The following is a 16,545-nucleotide window of genomic DNA, read 5'->3' as shown; positions in this document are numbered from 1 at the left end:
AATCAAAATCCAGAACTTAAGACTCGGACGGTACGAAGTTTTTCTTGAATGCGTTGATTGCATCTTTCATTACATCGTCAGACGGAAGGTCTTTCGTCGTACGGATATGATCAAACACTTCAGTGTGGTTTGATTCGAGCCAGCTAGTGATTTCAGCTTCGAAACGAAGAATATCATTTACAGCAACATCGTCAAGAAGGCCGCGTGTCAACGCATATAGGATGACAACTTGATATTCGACTTTAAGCGGTTTGTTCAAGTCCTGTTTCAGAACTTCAACTGTACGCGCTCCACGGTCAAGTTTCGCTTTTGTTGCTGCGTCAAGGTCGGAACCGAATTGCGCGAACGCTTCAAGTTCACGGAACGCTGCAAGGTCAAGACGAAGTGTACCCGCAACTTTTTTCATCGCTTTGATTTGCGCGGAACCACCAACACGGGATACGGAAAGACCGGCGTTGATCGCTGGACGTACACCCGAGAAGAATAGATCCGATTGCAAGAAGATCTGTCCATCCGTGATGGAAATTACGTTCGTTGGAATGTAAGCGGAGATATCTCCAGCTTGTGTTTCAACGAATGGCAGGGCAGTGATTGAACCTGCGCCCAATGTATCGTTCAACTTCGCTGCACGCTCGAGTAGACGGGAGTGCAAGTAGAAGACGTCACCAGGATAAGCTTCACGGCCTGGAGGACGGCGAAGTAGCAAGGAAAGTTCACGGTAAGCAGCCGCTTGTTTAGAAAGGTCATCATAGACAACAAGGACGTGCTTGCCTTGGAACATGAATTCTTCACCCATTGTTACACCTGTATATGGTGCTAGGTATAGAAGTGGTGCTGGTTGTGAAGCGGATGCCGTTACAACGATTGTGTAATCTAGCGCTCCGTTTTTACGAAGTGTTTCAACAACCCCACGCACTGTGGATTCTTTTTGTCCGATTGCAACATAGATACAAATCATGTTTTGATCAGCTTGGTTTAGAATCGTATCGATTGCGACAGTTGTTTTACCAGTCTGACGGTCACCGATGATCAATTCACGCTGTCCACGGCCGATCGGTACAAGTGCATCGATCGCCTTGATGCCTGTTTGTAGTGGCTCATGAACGGATTTACGTGCCATGACGCCTTGTGCAGGACTTTCGATTGGACGAGTTTTTGTCGTTGCGATTGGACCTAATCCATCTACCGGCAAGCCGAGTGGATTGACGACGCGTCCAATTAATTCCTCACCGACAGGAACTTCCATAATACGGCCAGTTCGACGTACTTCATCGCCTTCTTTAATGTCTGTGTATGGTCCTAGGATAACGATACCAACGTTGTTCGCTTCCAAGTTTTGCGCCATACCCATGACACCAGTAGAGAACTCAAGAAGCTCTCCGGCCATGACGTTGTCGAGGCCATGAGCAAGAGCGATACCGTCACCGATTTTGATAACCGTACCGACTTCGCTTACTTCCATCTCAGACTGATAGTTTTCAATCTGCTGCTTTATCAGCGTGCTGATTTCTTCAGCTTTGATGCTCATGTATGTCACCCCTCAATTTCAAATTAGGATCCGATCAAATTACGTTGCAGTTTGTCGAGCTTCGCGCTCAAGCTGCTGTCGTAAATTTGATTGCCGATTTGAAGGCGGATGCCCCCGATCAGACTTGGATCGATTATATTTTCAATGCGTAATGATTGTTTGCCGATCTTGTTTGCGAATGTTGCTGAAATGGAGTTTGTCTCAAGCTCCGTCAAAGGACGTGTCGAGTACACTTTCGCTTCTGCGACTCCTGCAGCACTATTTGCAAGTGTATGGAATTCATCGAAGACGTTTTGTACTTCATCCATGCGTTTTGCATCCAGTAGGACGAATAATGTATTCATCACAATCGGATTGACGCCTTTGAAGATATCAGCGATCATTTCCTTCTTTTTTGCGACTGATAATTTTGGGGAACTTAGTAGTTGTCCCAATCCTTTATTGTCGCGGAACGCACTCACCAATTCTTTTAGTTCTTCTTGAATTGAGGCGGTTTGTCCTTGTTGCTGGGCAAGTTCGAACATTGCGGATGCATAGCGTTCTGCTACGACCGAATTACTCATCGGCCTTCGCCTGCCTTCACAATCGTTTCTTCAATCAAAGCACGGTTGTCTTCCTCGGAGATTTCTTTACCAAGTACTTTAGAAGCCGCCAGGATTGAAAGCGAAACGAATTCTTCGCGGACAGCTGCAACAGCTTTTTCTTTCTCTGTCGCGATTTCAAGTGTTGCGGATTCTTTCATCCGGTTCACTTCTGAGCGCGCTGCTGTGATCAGCTCTTCACGTTGTGTTTCACCTTGCTTACGAGCATTTTCAACAATCGATTGTGCGTTTTCACGCGCTTCTTTCAAAAGAGCACGTTGCTCTTCCAAAAGCTTGTGTGATTCCAAGCGGCTATTTTCAGCTGCTTCGATTTCATTTGCAATCAATTCAGCACGTTGATCCATAATCCCCATAAGTGGGCCCCATGCGAATTTCTTCAATAAGACCATGAGGATCGCGAAAAATACAATTGTGACGATAATGTCACCTAGATTCAAGCCATCCGGGTTATTCAATGATGACAGAAATCCTCCGCCGTTTGCGGACAATAGGATGAAGGTGTTTCCTAACACGATTGTTTCACTCCCTTCAAGAGCTCATGTCAATTTTCGTTATTGTATAGAAAGAACGTTATTCTTAATTTTCAACTTCAAATTAGCTTTTCAAACGTCAGTTGTTACATAAATGAATGGCGAAGGGCAGTTAGCCGCGTTCTTCGCCATTTGTAAAATTGTCTTTATTATTGATTCATTACGATGAACGCGATAACTGTCGCGATGATCGGAAGGGCCTCAACTAACGCTACCCCGATGAACATTGTAGTTTGAAGCATACCGCGTGCTTCTGGTTGACGAGCGATACCTTCAACTGTTTTAGAAACGATCAAACCGTTACCGATACCTGCTCCTAGTGCACCAAGACCAACTGCAAGTGCTGCTGCTAATAGACCGATTGAACCTGTCATTGTTTAATATCCTCCTAAAAATTCAAGTTTTTTTTGTTGTTTATCAACCCTAAATAGGGGCAATATATGTTTAATGGTCCGTTTCGACTTTATGCGCCATGTAGACCATCGTTAACATAACGAAGATGAATGCTTGGATTGCTCCGATGAAAACCGAGAAGCCTAACCAAGCGAGTGCTGGGACGACTGCTCCGATAAGACCGAAAGCACTTCCAGCTCCTAATGTCGCGAGTAGACCGATCAGGATCTCCCCTGCGAAAATGTTACCGTAAAGACGTAGACCGAGTGTCAACGTGTTTGCAAATTCCTCGATGATTTTAAGTGGTGCCAGGAATGGCATCGGCTGAAGGTATGTTTTGAAATACCCTTTTGTGCCTAATTGCTTAACTCCATAGTAATGGGTTAGCACAACAACCATCGATGCGAGCGTCAATGTAATGACTGGATCCGCTGTCGGTGATTTCCACCAAAGTTCGCCTTTCCAGACGACCCCCGCCGGTAATCCAAGCATATTTGCAACGAAAACGAACATGATCAAAGTGATTCCAAGTACGTGGAATCGGCCACCCGTTTTCCAGTCCATATTGTTCTTAATGATCCCTTTGACGAAATCCATGACCCATTCCATGAAGTTTTGCATGCCTGTGGGCTTGACTTTCAAATTACGGGTAGAAATGACGGCGATCAGGAATACAACGAGACAAGTTACAAATAGCATGAGGATGTTTGCTGGGTTAAAGTTTAATCCGAGGAAGACTATATTCGGATTTTCATGGTTCACGTTTCGTTCACCTCCCTTATGCGTGTCAGTTAGAAATGCTTTACGTGGACTACAATCCTGTCGATTAACAACAAGACGTATGGAATCATCAGTCCGATCACTGTACTGATCAGATCAAAGTTTTCCGGCATCGACAACGCAATGGCTGCCGCCGCCACACCCGATCCGAATCGCAATGCGGTTCCACCGATGGACTTTGTTTCTTTCCCCTCCGAAATAGATTGATCGAATCTTTCCATTCTACGGACAAGTATCCAAAAATTATACAATCCGAATAATGAACCTAAGATTAATCCACCGAAAACTAGTCTGAACTCAGTAAAAGCCCATCCTATGACGAACAATGCGAGCAAAAAAAAGAGCGCTTTCCTCTGCCTATTAAAAATTTGTCGCAATGTATGCATGATGGGTGATTCTCCTGATTCATATTTTCGGTTTTCCATGACGAAAGTGGATAGTACATTATGTGTATCAAACGAATGATAGACTTCGCCCTAAGAGGGCTTGTACTAATAGAGACTCCGATAACAGGTCGGAACCTACTTGTTAGTGAATCGTCGAAAGCAGGCTGATCACCAGGTGGCGTTGCTATTGCGCAAGCCGAGGGAAGCCGGTGAACGACGTCCAGTGAAAGGATGATAGAATCGTGTCGAAATGTGTATCAAGACACTTTTCATATGTATGAAACCCCTATCATTCTTACCCTTTGTTAGCATACAATAGGGGCATTTTGATGTCAATTGATTCCCGTGAAATTCTTCACAAAGTGTAGTTTTTGTCAAATTATCGTCATATTTAGAAACAAATTATTTTTCGGTAGATGCCAGTGAGGGATTTCCCTCGGTTTTATTAGATGAGTGAAGGGGCAGATAAAAAAAAACGCCGCATGTACACATAAATTCTCAAATGACCTTTTCATAGGATTTATGCGCTTTTTACGGCGTTTTTGCTTGCTTTCAGGTATTTAGTAGGCACCAGCCGATAAATCCTGTCTGTTTAATTCGTTGAAGAAAGGTATTCCTTTAGCGCACTGACAATCCGTTCGGATGCGTGTCCGTCCCCATACGGATTCGAGGCTTTCGCCATCGCGCTGTACTCGGCTTCATCAGATAAGAGGACATCGGTCAGATGGAAGATCGTGTCTTCATCTGTTCCGGCAAGTTTCAATGTTCCCGCATCGATGCCTTCAGGGCGTTCCGTTGTGTCCCGAAGCACGATGACCGGTTTCCCGAGGGATGGTGCTTCTTCTTGAATGCCGCCTGAATCGGTCAAAATGATATGCGAACGCGCTGCGAAGTTGTGGAAATCAACGACTTCAAGCGGTTCGATCAGATGAACGCGGTCATTGTTGCCAAGAATTTCATCCGCGACTTCCCGTACTGCTGGATTCATATGAATCGGATAAATGACTTGCGTATCCGGGTGCTTTTCGAGAATTCGGTTGATGGCACGGAACATATTGCGCATCGGGTCGCCCAAGTTTTCGCGACGGTGCGCAGTGAGCAAGATAAGACGGTCGTCACCGATGCTCTCAAGAATCGGATGGTGATAGCTATCGTGGACGGTCGTCTGAAGCGCATCGATCGCCGTGTTCCCTGTAATGTAAATCCGATCTTCCCGCTTTCCTTCATCTAATAGGTTGCGGGCGGATTTTTCAGTCGGCGCAAAGTGAAGATCGGCAATGACGCCTGTCAGCTGACGGTTCATTTCCTCCGGGTATGGAGAGAATTTATCCCATGTGCGAAGCCCTGCCTCGACATGACCGACTGCAATTTTATTGTAAAAAGCGGCGAGGCTTCCGATGAAGGTTGTCGATGTATCTCCGTGCACGAGAACGATGTCCGGCTGTGCTTCCTTCATGATTTGGTCAAGCCCCTCGAGGCCACGAGTTGCGACGTCAACTAACGTCTGCCGATCTTTCATAATATTAAGATCATAATCAGGTGTAATGTCGAATGCATGCAAAACTTGGTCGAGCATTTGACGATGCTGCGCTGTTACAGTGACGATCGACTCGATTGTCTCCGGATGCTTTTGCAGCTCAAGTACGAGTGGTGCCATTTTAATCGCTTCCGGTCTCGTACCGAAAATCGTCATCACTTTCCATTTTCGTTTCAATCCATTCACGCCTTCCCCATTATTTCGTGCTTATTTAAATCCGTCCTTATTTTGTTCCGAAGAGACGGTCCCCTGCATCGCCGAGACCTGGAACGATGTATCCGTGGTCGTTCAATTTTTCATCCAATGCGGCAATGTACACATCGACATCCGGATGCGCTTCAGTGAACACTTTTACGCCTTCAGGAGCAGCGATCAAGCACATGAACCGGATGTTTTTGGCACCGCGTTTTTTCAATGAATTCACAGCCTCCACTGCTGTCCCGCCTGTCGCAAGCATTGGGTCGACGAGGATGAATTCGCGTTCTGCTACGTCGGACGGAAGTTTCACGAAATACTCATGCGGCTGCAATGTTTCTGGGTCACGGAACAAACCGACGTGACCAACCCTTGCCGCCGGAATCAATTTCAAGATGCCATCGACCATGCCGATGCCTGCCCGAAGAATCGGTACAATTCCTAGTTTTTTCCCTGCCAACACATTTGATTTTGCTGTTTGAACCGGCGTTTCCACTTCCACCTCTGTCAATGGAAGGTCGCGGGTAATTTCATAAGCCATCAATGTCGCCACTTCGTCGACAAGCTCACGGAACTCCTTCGTCCCCGTGTTAACGTCCCGAATATGCGTTAATTTATGCTGAATAAGCGGGTGATCAAATACATGTACTTTTGCCATTACGAATCGCTCCTTTTGGAATGTCCTGTACATTATAACAGAAAGACATTGATTCAGACATTGTGAAATGCGCTATCAGAAAACCCGCTCTCGTTGGAGGCGGGTTTGGTCAATGATTATGCGTATAGCGGGAATTTGTCTGTTAACGCTTTGACGCGTTCTGCCGCTTCTGCTTTTGCTGCTTCGTCTTCGTGGTTTTTCAGAAGGTTTGCGATGATGGAGCCGATTTCTTTCATCTCTTCTTCTTTGAAGCCGCGTGTTGTGACGGCTGGGGTTCCGATACGGATGCCGGATGTGACGAATGGGCTTTCCGTGTCGAATGGAATGGTGTTTTTGTTCACAGTGATGCCGACTTCGTCAAGAACGTGTTCAGCGATTTTGCCTGTGAGACCGAGAGATTTCAAGTTGATAAGCAATAAATGGTTGTCCGTTCCGCCTGATACAATGTCGACACCTTCAGCCATCAAGGATTCCGCAAGCGCTCTAGCATTTTTCTTCACTTGCTGAATATGCGATTTAAACTCTGGTTTTTGGGCTTCGCCGAATGCAACCGCTTTGGCAGCGATGACGTGCATCAATGGGCCGCCTTGGATGCCAGGGAAGATTGATTTATCGATTTTACGACCGAATTCTGCAGCGAATTCTTCGTTCACGAGGATCAATCCACCGCGTGGGCCGCGTAATGTTTTATGCGTCGTCGATGTGACAAAGTGTGCGTGCGGCACTGGGTTCGGATGTTCGCCGACAGCGACAAGTCCAGCGATGTGCGCCATGTCGACCATCAGATATGCACCGACTTCATCCGCGATTTCACGGAATTTCGCGAAGTCGATTTCGCGTGGATATGCGCTTGCACCGGCAACGATCAGTTTCGGTTTGTGCTCAAGCGCTTTTTGACGGACGTCTTCGTAATCGATTTGCTCGTCTTCCTTGTTCACGCCATACTCAACGAAGTTGTACATGACGCCTGAGAAGTTCACCGGGCTGCCATGTGTCAAGTGTCCGCCGTGGGAAAGGTTCATGCCGAGAACGGTGTCGCCTGGCTCAAGCACTGTGAAATAGACAGCCATGTTCGCTTGTGCGCCGGAGTGGGCTTGGACGTTTGCGTATGCAGCGCCGAAGATTTCTTTTACGCGGTCGCGGGCGATGTTTTCGACGACGTCGACGTGTTCGCAGCCGCCGTAGTAGCGTTTACCTGGATAACCTTCAGCGTATTTATTCGTCAAGTAAGATCCTTGGGCTTCCATGACTGCTTCTGTCACGAAGTTTTCGGATGCAATCAATTCGATGTTGGCGTTCTGGCGGTTCTTTTCAGCCATGATCGCTTCGTAAACTGCTGAGTCTTCGCGTTTCACATTGCTTAAATCCATGTTTTCATTTCCCCTTTTACTGAAGTTTTATATCCGGATGCAGGCGCCTATCATTATGAGAGCTTGTCCGGTGCTTTAACGCCCTGTTTTCATCCAGCACGGACGAAAGCAGAGCGGGCGCTTCATTTGAATGAAAATCAGTCTTCCTCAGGTCTCGTGTAAATCGCACGTTCGCCGCCGATCAATTTCGGCCGGGTCGTTGCAACGGTTACGATCGCATCCCCGATTTTATTGATGGACGTACGAAGTGGTACGGCGACCGGTTTCAGATGCATGCCGATCAATGTCTGGCCGATGTCGATGCCTGCGTTGGCACGAATCGATTCGACGACCACGGCATCTTTCAAGTGCTCGAATGCGTATGTGGACATTGACCCGCCAGCGCGTACCGCCGGGATGACGGAAACGGCGTCAAGATTGAATTTTTCCGCGGCTTCGCGCTCAATCGTCAACGCGCGGTTGATGTGTTCGCAGCCTTGGAAAGCCAAGTATACTCCATGCTTTTCGGCGAATGCTTGCAACGGAGCGAACAAGGCGTCGGCGACTTCAAGGGCGCCTCCTGTTCCAATCCGCTTGCCAGCGATTTCCGATGTTGAGCAACCAACAACGAAGAACGTTCCTTTTGTGAATGTCGTCTGCTCTGCCATTTCTGAAAGAAGCTGCTCAAGCTGAAGTTTCAATAAGTTCAATGCTTCGTCCATTGTAAATGCTCACCTCGTTTAATTTTCAAGTTCTGCCAATTTGGCGATGCGGCGCTCGTGGCGGCCGCCTTCGAATGTCGTGTCAAGCCATGCTGAAGCAATTTCCCTTGCAAGTCCCGGGCCGACGACGCGTTCTCCCATCGCAAGGATGTTGGAGTCGTTATGCCCTCTTGTCGCTTTTGCACTGAAGACGTCATGGACGAGTGCACAACGGATGCCTTTTACTTTGTTTGCGGCGATGGACATGCCGATGCCTGTGCCGCAAATGAGGATGCCCCGGTCGAATTCGCCGTTAGCGACTCCGTGGGCCACAGGTGTTGCATAGTCCGGATAGTCGACTGAAACATCAGAGTCCGGACCGAAGTCTACGTAGTCTAATCCCAATTCTGATAGTAGGTCCATAATTTCATGGCGAAGGCGGTTGCCGCCATGATCTGAAGAGATTGCGATTTTCACTGTGTCCCCTCTTTTCTTAATTTACTCACAAATTATTCTACCATTGTTCGACAAAAAAACACAGCCCTCGTTGACGATTTCGGGCTGTGAAATGAATTAAGTATGCGATTCTGAATGTTTATAGGTTCTTCAGCATTTTACGTTCGGTCAAACTGACTGATGACCTTGTACAAGTCCTCCGATTGTTTTTTCAAGTGACTTGCCATGACGTCTGTTTGTTCGATGGAGCGTACTTGTTCTTCAGTGGCAGCGCGGACTTCTTCTGCGCCGGCAGACGTTTCTTCCGCGATAGCTGCGACTTCCTGTGATTGTCTCGCTGTCGTTTCAATATTCGAAAGCTGGTGTTCGACGAGTTCCGTAATTTTGACGACGGAATCGGCCATGCCGTTCACTTTTTCCGCCATCGATTCTACATTGCTGCTCGTTGCGTCGGCCCGATTCGCTTCGATTGCCGCCTTTTCAACTTGCTGTTCAATTTCTTTTACGACTTTTGAAACATCGGATTGGATCATTTTGACGAGTTCATCGATGCTTTGAACCGCTTTCGCACTTTCATCCGCAAGAATCCGAACCTCTTCTGCAACGACTGCGAAACCTTTTCCGTGTTCGCCTGCGCGCGCCGCCTCGATGGACGCGTTCAACGCCAGCAAGTTCGTCTGCCCGGCGATGCTGCCGACGAGCTGGACGATTTCGCCGATTTTTTGCGCGTTATGATCCAGTTCGCGAATTGTACCAAGGGACTGCTCGCTTTGATTGGACATTTGGCGAATGCCTTCGACGAGCGTCCGGAACACTTTCGTTGTGCGCTCCAGTTCCGCGAGCATTTCGTTTGAACGGTCGGATGATTCGTCAGCACGGTTGCTTACTTCCGCAGCAAGCATCCGGACATCCTCGATCGCTTCCGCCGTTTCCTGAATCGCCACTGCCGAAGCTTCAGCGCCAGAAGAAATTTCCATAATTGTCGAAGCGACTGCATCTGCTTGCATAGCAGCGGAGCTCGTTTCGCCCGACAACTGGTCGACGGTGTGCGCCGTCTTCTCGAAATTCGTTTCGATCTGCTCCACAATCGTTCGCAAGTTGAGTACAAGCTTCTGAAATGCTTCCGCTACCGAGCGGATTTCGTCAGAGGATTTCGGCAATGTGATTTCCGTGCCGATTTTCCCATCTGCCACTTGGATTGCCGCTTCTTCCAAGTTTTGCAGCGGCTTCGTCAAAATCGTGCTGAATGCAGCGGCTAAAATACCTGACCAAATGATGCCAAGCGAATATGTAATGATACCAAACATGAATGGTCGGACATTCGGAAAGAATTCCGGTCCGATATAATTGATGAAAACAGCACTTGTTGAATATGTGACAATTGCTAGTACTGATACGAATAAAACCAGCTTTTTCCGCAATCCGAATTTCTTTCTTTTCATGTCCCATCCTCCGTCAGCTTCTTCATTAGTAGCTCAATTAATTCTTCCAACTCATCGAATGTCGTCCGATAAGTGCCCAGACTGCCGCCGTACGGATCGTGGACATCCTGATTTCCATTAGGCTTTACATACTCTTTCAATGTAAATGTTTTTGATTCTACTTCCGGGAATGAATACAAAAGGACCGACTTATGCGACATCGTCATCGTCAAAATGAGATCCGCCCATTCCAAGTCTTCTTTCGTGACCGCCCGTGAAAGAGGGGTATATGGCATGTCCGACGCCTCGATAAGCGTTTTCGCATTCGCAGAAATCGGCATTCCATCGACTCCGCTTACACCGGCAGACCGAACGTTCAACCCAACACCCGCTTTTGAACGTAGAATCGCCTCTGCCATCGGACTTCTGCAAGTATTCCCTGTGCAAATAAAATAAATATTCATAACATCATCACCTACCTATAGAATAACTGAAAACCACGAAGAAAGAAACACATAATTTCATCAAAAACATGACATTATCCCCATGATTAATAAAATCAATCCACAAATCCGGCGCAACACCTTGCCGTTCTTAATGCTCAAATACCTTCCGAAGTAAAGCGCAGTGCACGCCAACATGAAAGAAAGGAATCCTGCTGCAATAATGAATAGCATTTTATTCAACTGAAGCATGCCGAAAGAGACACTCACCGAAAACGTGTCCAAGCTGACAGCAAGCGCGATGAATGCCGGGTGAAGCTGACGTGTGAGTGAAGTTTCGCTGTCGTCATCGCTTAAAAGCATATGAATACCGATCAGCGCAAGCAGAATTCCGGAAAGCAGATGACTCCATACGGAAAACAGTGCGGCGGTCCAATCCCCCATGACAAACCCGAGGAAAGGCAGCGCCATATTGAGAAATGTTGTCCAAATGGCAAGTGGCAACCTGCCTTTCCTAAGACGTAGCAATGAAAAAATAATAATGACATCGATCGTCGTAACACCTGCAGCGATTATTTCCACCAATAAATTAACCTCCCAACTTCCGCATCTATCCATCTTATGCGGCCCTTTGAGAGGTCATTCATACCATATTAGATAGGGAACCGTTTTCCGTCAGCAGCTTTGATTAACCGATTCATAACCGCATCGCCTACACCCCCCATATCCGTTTCAGCTGCCAAAATAATATCAGCATCCGTCAAATCGCATTGGCGGATGGCACGGTACAAATTCGCCGCCATCGCCTCATGATCATGGAGCGGACCAACCGTAAAATACCAGTCCGCACCGTCAATATCGAATTCATCAGGGCCGATGACCGCCACCCGTTTCCCTTCTTCTTGCAGCATTCCGACTGCATCCCGAATTGCCTTTTCATCGGCTTGAATGACGAAAAGCGGCGATTCAGGCGCGTAGTGCATATATTTCATCCCCGGAGCTTTCGGCGCTTCTTCCCCTGGGGATTTGGCCTCCGCGTGAACAGAGCCGATCAGGCTTTCAATCATTTCACGCGTCATCCCACCCGGACGTAAAATCGTCGGTGGAACTGTCGTCATATCCAGCACAGTCGATTCGACACCGACGCCTGTCCTACCACCGTCGACGATAAGCGGAATCCGTCCGTGCAAGTCTGTCAATACATGATTCGCTTCCGTCGGGCTCGGCTTCCCGCTTCGATTGGCGCTCGGCGCAGCCAGAGGCCCGTCCAAAACACGGAGAAGTTGAAGGGCCACTGGATGATCGGGCATCCGAATGCCGACCGTTTCAAAACCGGGTGTCACATTTTCAGCGATGACACCCGGCTTTTTATTGAAAACGAGCGTCAATGGACCCGGCCAGCATTTATCTATCAACAACTTTGCTTTTTCTGAAATATCCACAGCATACTTATCCACATCTTCTTTATTGCCAATATGTACGATGAGCGGATTGTCGGACGGGCGCCCTTTCGCTTCGAAAATCCGTTGAACAGCTTTCTCATCTGTCGCAAGCGCGCCAAGGCCGTACACCGTTTCGGTCGGAAACGCGACGACGCCGCCATTTTTTAATATATCCACAGCACGTTGATAACTTAACGAGTTATCCATATGGTTATCCACTGAAACAATTTCAGTATCCACGAATTAAACCCCCGTTTATTCACATTTTACTGCACTTATCCACATATCAAGTGGATAACTTCAATCGAATAATGACTTTATCCACTCCCAAATGAAGAAAGTGACTTTATCGTTATCCACATCATCCGCTTTTTCCACGTCTTGATCCGGGAAACAGACTCTCGGGAACAACGAACACCACCAATTGTCTCCCCGCCCGCTGCCAATCGTCAAAATATACGCATCATACGGCGCTTGCGGAGTGATAACCAACCCTGAACGCTTCGGCGGGAATAAAGCAGCCTTCCTTTCAAGACTCACTTCTTGCCCATCCGCCAACGATTGAGCGATTTGAATAATCGTCTCTTCAATCGCCTCCAAGTTGTCCACAATTTCGGATTGTGACTGCGCTTGGGATACTGCATTGTGGATGAACGGCTCGATTTCCTGCTGGATCTCTTCCTTCAATTTCTGGTCTGCAGGTGTGTTCGAATGCGCCAGAATCCGGAATCTGAATGACTCCTCCTGCTCAACTTGACCAGTAAAAAGCATCAAAGCGGACTGGATAAGGAAGAGCACGAGAATGAACTCAGCAACCGCCATTATCCGATCTGTATTTTTAGTAGTAGTTTTAATAATTTCATAGTCTTGCAGCATATCGATCCCCTCCTGACCTCATTGTTGCCAGGGAAGGAAGGGTTTATTCACCAATCTCGCAAAATATCATTCGATCTTTTCCGTTCAAATCTTGAACGACGGAAACCCGTGCATTCGGGAAGGCTTTTTGAAAGATTTCACTGACCGCCTGTCCTTGTTTATAGCCGATTTCAAGACCAACGAGCCCCGGTTCATTCATAAGCTTCGGCAACTGCTTCGCCAGTTTCTTATAGAAGAAAAGCCCATCATCATCTGCAAACAATGCACTATGCGGCTCAAAATCGAGCACCGTGGGCGACATTTCGGCCGATTCCTCATGCGCTATATAAGGGGGATTTGACAGGACAACATCCCACTTCTCCCCTTCAAGCGGCTCCGCCAAATTACCGAGTCTGAAATCAATATGCGCATCGTTCCGTTTGGCATTCCGTTTCGCGATTTTGAGCGCTTTTTCACTAATATCCGTCGCCGTGACAATCGCTTCAGGCCGTTCTTTTTTGAAGGCAATCGCAATCGCGCCGCTTCCTGTACCGATATCCGCCACGCGGCATTTTTCAGGGAGCTTGCGGCTCCGTTCAAGCACGCCTAAAACGAGTTCCTCCGTTTCAGGTCTCGGGATGAGTACATGCCCATTCACCTCGAAGGACAGTCCGTAAAACTGTTCTGTGCCGATAATATGCTGGACGGGCTTGCCTGATAGGAGTTCCTCGGTTTTATTCCAGAAATTCGTCTTTTGCTCTTCGGTCAGCGGTTCCCGCAAATCCGCAAGCAAAGCTGCTCCGGATTTTTCAGTCACATGCTCCATGAGTAAATGAGCCGCATGAGCATCGAGATTTTTCGATTCGAGAAGCGATTTGGCTTTATTCAACGCCTCATGGATTTTTTCAGTCATGCGCATCCAAGCTTTCAAGCCGTCTCGCCTGGTCTTCGAGGATAAGGGCATCGATCACTTCGTCGAGTTTCCCTTCGATAACCTGATCGAGTTTTTGGATGGTGAGCCCGATTCGGTGGTCTGTCACCCGGTTTTGCGGGAAGTTGTACGTGCGGATCCGTTCGGAACGGTCGCCTGTTCCGACGGCCGATTTCCGTTTTTCGTCATACTCGGCTTGTGCTTCTTGCATGAATTTATCATAGATGCGGGCGCGCAGTACTTTCATCGCCTTCTCTTTGTTTTTGATCTGCGATTTTTCATCCTGACAGGAGACGGTGATGCCTGTCGGCAAATGCGTCAGGCGGACGGCGGACATCGTCGTGTTAACGGATTGGCCGCCTGGCCCTGAAGAAGCGAACGTGTCGGTGCGGATGTCTTTCTCATGGATGTCGATTTCGACTTCCTCCGCTTCCGGCAGCACGGCGACGGTCGAGGTCGATGTATGGATGCGGCCGCCCGATTCGGTTTCAGGTACACGTTGCACGCGATGCGCTCCGTTTTCATATTTCAGTTTAGAGTACGCACCGTTTCCGTTGATCATGAAAATGATTTCCTTGAAACCGCCTAATTCTGTCGGTGAGGAATCCATCACTTCGACTCTCCAATGGTTCATCTCTGCGAAACGGCTGTACATCCTGTAAAGATTGCCTGCGAAAAGGGCAGCTTCATCCCCTCCAGCCGCGCCCCGGATTTCCATAATGACGTTTTTATCGTCATTCGGATCTTTCGGTACGAGTAGCAATTTGAGCCTCGCTTCGAGATTTTCAATTTGTTCATCGAGCTCGGCGATTTCCATTTTCACGAGCTCTTTCATCTCATCATCAAGCGGTTCTTCGAGCATCTGTTTCGCATTGTTATAGTCGGTTGTCGCGGTTTTGTATTCCCGGTAAGCATCCACGGTATCTTGCAGATCCGATTGTTCTTTTGAATAGGTTCTTAACTTGGTCATATCGCTTACAATTTCAGGATCGCTCAGCAGTTCATTCAACCGCTCATACCGATCCTCCACGGCTTGGAGCCTCTCAAACATAATGTACACCTCTTATTTCTCAAGTCTTTTCAGTAAGTTCATTGTACGGGAATAGAGCGTTGAAATACAGTACTTTCTCCTTAAAACGGTGCCTGGCACCCGCGCGATTATTTGGCGAACGTTTCCCTGTATTTTTCTGCGGTCCTGATTTCGATTGTCAGAAACGAGTCGCCGTAGATTGCTTTGATGAGGAAAGGGACGCCGGTTGTGTTCCGAAATCTGAAGTCCAGACCGCCGTATGAAACGGTTGCATCCTTTCCTTTCGGGACATAACCGATCTCCCTGGAATGGTGATGCCATTCGACATAGGTGACCGGCATTTGGTCGACTGCATTGAATAGCGTCGAGGATGTCTGGCAGACGCCTCCGCCAATACCCATGACGAGTTCGCCATTGATAATTTCCGGTGCCGGTCTATAACCGCTCGCTTCGTCACGCGGTCCGACGACTGTGTTGAAGGAGAAATGATCGCCGTTTCCGACAATTACGTTATGAATGGCTTTCGCTGATAGCTCAATGTTTTTATTGCGATTGGCGTCTGTTTGATTGAAATAAGTTGTGTAAGATGCGAGTACCGTCTCATTCATTAGTGAGATTTCAGCTGGATTGTACCCACTTTCCGACACAACTATCGGCAATTCAACCGTGCCGCCTACAGCTGAAGCCGCCATGATGCTTTCAACCAAATCACTTTCTTTTAGGAGAATCAAGGGGCTTCCTTTTACGATGCGTCCTTGCTCATCCAATCGATCAAGCAGCATTCGTCTGTCATATCCCGGATTGCCTGCCGTTCCCCGTGCTAGTTTTTTTGCGAGCAGTTCAATTTCTTTTCTGTATAATTCAGTGTCCAGTTCATATCCTAACTCATGCGGCAAGATCGTCAGAATGATTTCCGACGTGTTCGGATCGACGATATGCACGGCACCCGGTTCTCTTTCTTGAATATAGGAAGCAATAATTTTCGGCTTTGCTGTTTTTCGTTCACTGTCGCCGGCCGGACTCGCCTTGCCTTGGGTCGTTTGATTTTGACAGCCGACAATGACGATTGAACATAAAAGAATAAGTGCAGTCATCCACTTCTTCACACCCTATCACTCGCCTTCATGGGATTTTCCATTGAATAGTCTATTCGTGGCTCAGTCATAGTGTGTTGTTTTTCAATCTTTTTATGAATGATCAATGGCGCTGGTTGGAAAGTCAGTATAAACTGGCTTATGCGGCTTTTTTCTTTTATTGTCCCGCGGATCGGAAAAATTAGCATGACCGGGCGATGGAATTTGGCTCCCA

At 47.6% G+C, this 16,545-nt stretch carries 20 protein-coding genes; all 20 read right to left on the bottom strand.

Annotated elements, in window-relative coordinates; translation table 11 throughout:
* Nucleotides 1–16 precede the first annotated feature (16 nt).
* Nucleotides 17–1,528, bottom strand: a complete 1,512-nt coding sequence (gene atpA, locus SLU01_RS00250; protein WP_147054111.1) for a F0F1 ATP synthase subunit alpha — start codon at nt 1,526–1,528, stop codon at nt 17–19.
* A gap of 23 nt (nt 1,529–1,551) precedes the next feature.
* Complete coding sequence (locus SLU01_RS00245) at nt 1,552–2,091, bottom strand: F0F1 ATP synthase subunit delta (protein WP_147054109.1); 540 nt, start codon at nt 2,089–2,091, stop codon at nt 1,552–1,554.
* On the bottom strand, nt 2,088–2,618 hold the full coding sequence (gene atpF, locus SLU01_RS00240) for a F0F1 ATP synthase subunit B (protein WP_246110825.1): 531 nt from the start codon (nt 2,616–2,618) through the stop codon (nt 2,088–2,090). Before atpF ends, SLU01_RS00245 begins: the two co-directional genes overlap by 4 nt.
* Before the next feature lie 191 nt (nt 2,619–2,809).
* Complete coding sequence (gene atpE / locus SLU01_RS00235; protein WP_147054105.1) at nt 2,810–3,034, bottom strand: F0F1 ATP synthase subunit C; 225 nt, start codon at nt 3,032–3,034, stop codon at nt 2,810–2,812.
* Between the two features lie 70 nt (nt 3,035–3,104).
* Complete coding sequence (atpB, locus tag SLU01_RS00230; protein ID WP_147054103.1) at nt 3,105–3,815, bottom strand: F0F1 ATP synthase subunit A; 711 nt, start codon at nt 3,813–3,815, stop codon at nt 3,105–3,107.
* Nucleotides 3,816–3,844: 29 nt separating this feature from the next.
* Nucleotides 3,845–4,219, bottom strand: coding sequence for an ATP synthase subunit I (locus SLU01_RS00225; protein ID WP_147054101.1), 375 nt, complete (start codon nt 4,217–4,219; stop codon nt 3,845–3,847).
* Between the two features lie 592 nt (nt 4,220–4,811).
* Nucleotides 4,812–5,912 carry a non-hydrolyzing UDP-N-acetylglucosamine 2-epimerase gene (gene wecB / locus SLU01_RS00220; RefSeq protein WP_373866377.1) on the bottom strand — a complete coding sequence of 367 codons (1,101 nt, stop codon included), beginning with the start codon at nt 5,910–5,912 and terminating at the stop codon, nt 4,812–4,814.
* Nucleotides 5,913–5,979: 67 nt separating this feature from the next.
* Nucleotides 5,980–6,609 carry a uracil phosphoribosyltransferase gene (gene upp, locus SLU01_RS00215; RefSeq protein ID WP_147054097.1) on the bottom strand — a complete coding sequence of 210 codons (630 nt, stop codon included), beginning with the start codon at nt 6,607–6,609 and terminating at the stop codon, nt 5,980–5,982.
* Nucleotides 6,610–6,725: 116 nt separating this feature from the next.
* A complete protein-coding gene (gene glyA, locus SLU01_RS00210) occupies nt 6,726–7,979 on the bottom strand; it encodes a serine hydroxymethyltransferase (RefSeq protein WP_147054095.1) in 1,254 nt (417 codons plus the stop codon).
* 137 nt (nt 7,980–8,116) lie between these two features.
* The gene (locus tag SLU01_RS00205) at nt 8,117–8,680 is read right to left on the bottom strand and encodes a TIGR01440 family protein (RefSeq protein ID WP_147054093.1); all 564 of its coding nucleotides are present in this window, start codon (nt 8,678–8,680) and stop codon (nt 8,117–8,119) included.
* Between the two features lie 18 nt (nt 8,681–8,698).
* Nucleotides 8,699–9,136, bottom strand: a complete 438-nt coding sequence (rpiB, locus tag SLU01_RS00200; protein ID WP_147054091.1) for a ribose 5-phosphate isomerase B — start codon at nt 9,134–9,136, stop codon at nt 8,699–8,701.
* 137 nt (nt 9,137–9,273) lie between these two features.
* Entirely contained in the window at nt 9,274–10,557 is a 1,284-nt protein-coding gene (locus tag SLU01_RS00195; protein ID WP_147054089.1) for a methyl-accepting chemotaxis protein, read from the bottom strand.
* A complete protein-coding gene (locus tag SLU01_RS00190) occupies nt 10,554–11,000 on the bottom strand; it encodes a low molecular weight protein arginine phosphatase (protein WP_147054087.1) in 447 nt (148 codons plus the stop codon). Before SLU01_RS00190 ends, SLU01_RS00195 begins: the two co-directional genes overlap by 4 nt.
* A gap of 60 nt (nt 11,001–11,060) precedes the next feature.
* Complete coding sequence (locus SLU01_RS00185; RefSeq protein ID WP_246110824.1) at nt 11,061–11,561, bottom strand: manganese efflux pump; 501 nt, start codon at nt 11,559–11,561, stop codon at nt 11,061–11,063.
* Nucleotides 11,562–11,632: 71 nt separating this feature from the next.
* Nucleotides 11,633–12,661 (bottom strand): L-threonylcarbamoyladenylate synthase, encoded by a 1,029-nt coding sequence (locus tag SLU01_RS00180; protein WP_147054083.1) that lies wholly within the window; start codon nt 12,659–12,661, stop codon nt 11,633–11,635.
* Nucleotides 12,662–12,721: 60 nt separating this feature from the next.
* On the bottom strand, nt 12,722–13,297 hold the full coding sequence (locus SLU01_RS00175) for a stage II sporulation protein R (protein WP_147054081.1): 576 nt from the start codon (nt 13,295–13,297) through the stop codon (nt 12,722–12,724).
* Between the two features lie 43 nt (nt 13,298–13,340).
* Nucleotides 13,341–14,207: a peptide chain release factor N(5)-glutamine methyltransferase gene (prmC, locus tag SLU01_RS00170; RefSeq protein WP_308507709.1), complete on the bottom strand. Its 867-nt coding sequence runs from the start codon at nt 14,205–14,207 to the stop codon at nt 13,341–13,343.
* Nucleotides 14,182–15,258 carry a peptide chain release factor 1 gene (gene prfA, locus SLU01_RS00165; RefSeq protein WP_147054079.1) on the bottom strand — a complete coding sequence of 359 codons (1,077 nt, stop codon included), beginning with the start codon at nt 15,256–15,258 and terminating at the stop codon, nt 14,182–14,184. The genes prmC and prfA overlap by 26 nt, the downstream gene beginning before the upstream one ends.
* A gap of 107 nt (nt 15,259–15,365) precedes the next feature.
* Nucleotides 15,366–16,343, bottom strand: a complete 978-nt coding sequence (locus SLU01_RS00160; RefSeq protein WP_246110823.1) for a VanW family protein — start codon at nt 16,341–16,343, stop codon at nt 15,366–15,368.
* A partial coding sequence (locus tag SLU01_RS18105) for a hypothetical protein (protein WP_218029681.1) occupies nt 16,340–16,545 on the bottom strand: 206 nt, incomplete at its 5' end. The genes SLU01_RS00160 and SLU01_RS18105, both read right to left, overlap by 4 nt.

It is taken from the genome of Sporosarcina luteola (genome assembly GCF_007991495.1).
Lineage (GTDB): Bacteria > Bacillota > Bacilli > Bacillales_A > Planococcaceae > Sporosarcina > Sporosarcina luteola.
This window is presented reverse-complemented; position numbering and strand designations above follow the sequence as displayed.

Coding starts and splice junctions, on each gene's coding strand:
- atpA (WP_147054111.1), bottom strand. CDS start 1,528: ATGAGCATCAAAGCTGAAGAAATCAGCACGCTGATAAAGCAGCAGATT.
- SLU01_RS00195 (WP_147054089.1), bottom strand. CDS start 10,557: ATGAAAAGAAAGAAATTCGGATTGCGGAAAAAGCTGGTTTTATTCGTA.
- SLU01_RS00190 (WP_147054087.1), bottom strand. CDS start 11,000: ATGAATATTTATTTTATTTGCACAGGGAATACTTGCAGAAGTCCGATG.
- prfA (WP_147054079.1), bottom strand. CDS start 15,258: ATGTTTGAGAGGCTCCAAGCCGTGGAGGATCGGTATGAGCGGTTGAAT.
- SLU01_RS00225 (WP_147054101.1), bottom strand. CDS start 4,219: ATGCATACATTGCGACAAATTTTTAATAGGCAGAGGAAAGCGCTCTTT.
- SLU01_RS00245 (WP_147054109.1), bottom strand. CDS start 2,091: ATGAGTAATTCGGTCGTAGCAGAACGCTATGCATCCGCAATGTTCGAA.
- SLU01_RS00205 (WP_147054093.1), bottom strand. CDS start 8,680: ATGGACGAAGCATTGAACTTATTGAAACTTCAGCTTGAGCAGCTTCTT.
- glyA (WP_147054095.1), bottom strand. CDS start 7,979: ATGGATTTAAGCAATGTGAAACGCGAAGACTCAGCAGTTTACGAAGCG.
- SLU01_RS00175 (WP_147054081.1), bottom strand. CDS start 13,297: ATGCTGCAAGACTATGAAATTATTAAAACTACTACTAAAAATACAGAT.
- wecB (WP_373866377.1), bottom strand. CDS start 5,912: ATGACGATTTTCGGTACGAGACCGGAAGCGATTAAAATGGCACCACTC.
- atpE (WP_147054105.1), bottom strand. CDS start 3,034: ATGACAGGTTCAATCGGTCTATTAGCAGCAGCACTTGCAGTTGGTCTT.
- upp (WP_147054097.1), bottom strand. CDS start 6,609: ATGGCAAAAGTACATGTATTTGATCACCCGCTTATTCAGCATAAATTA.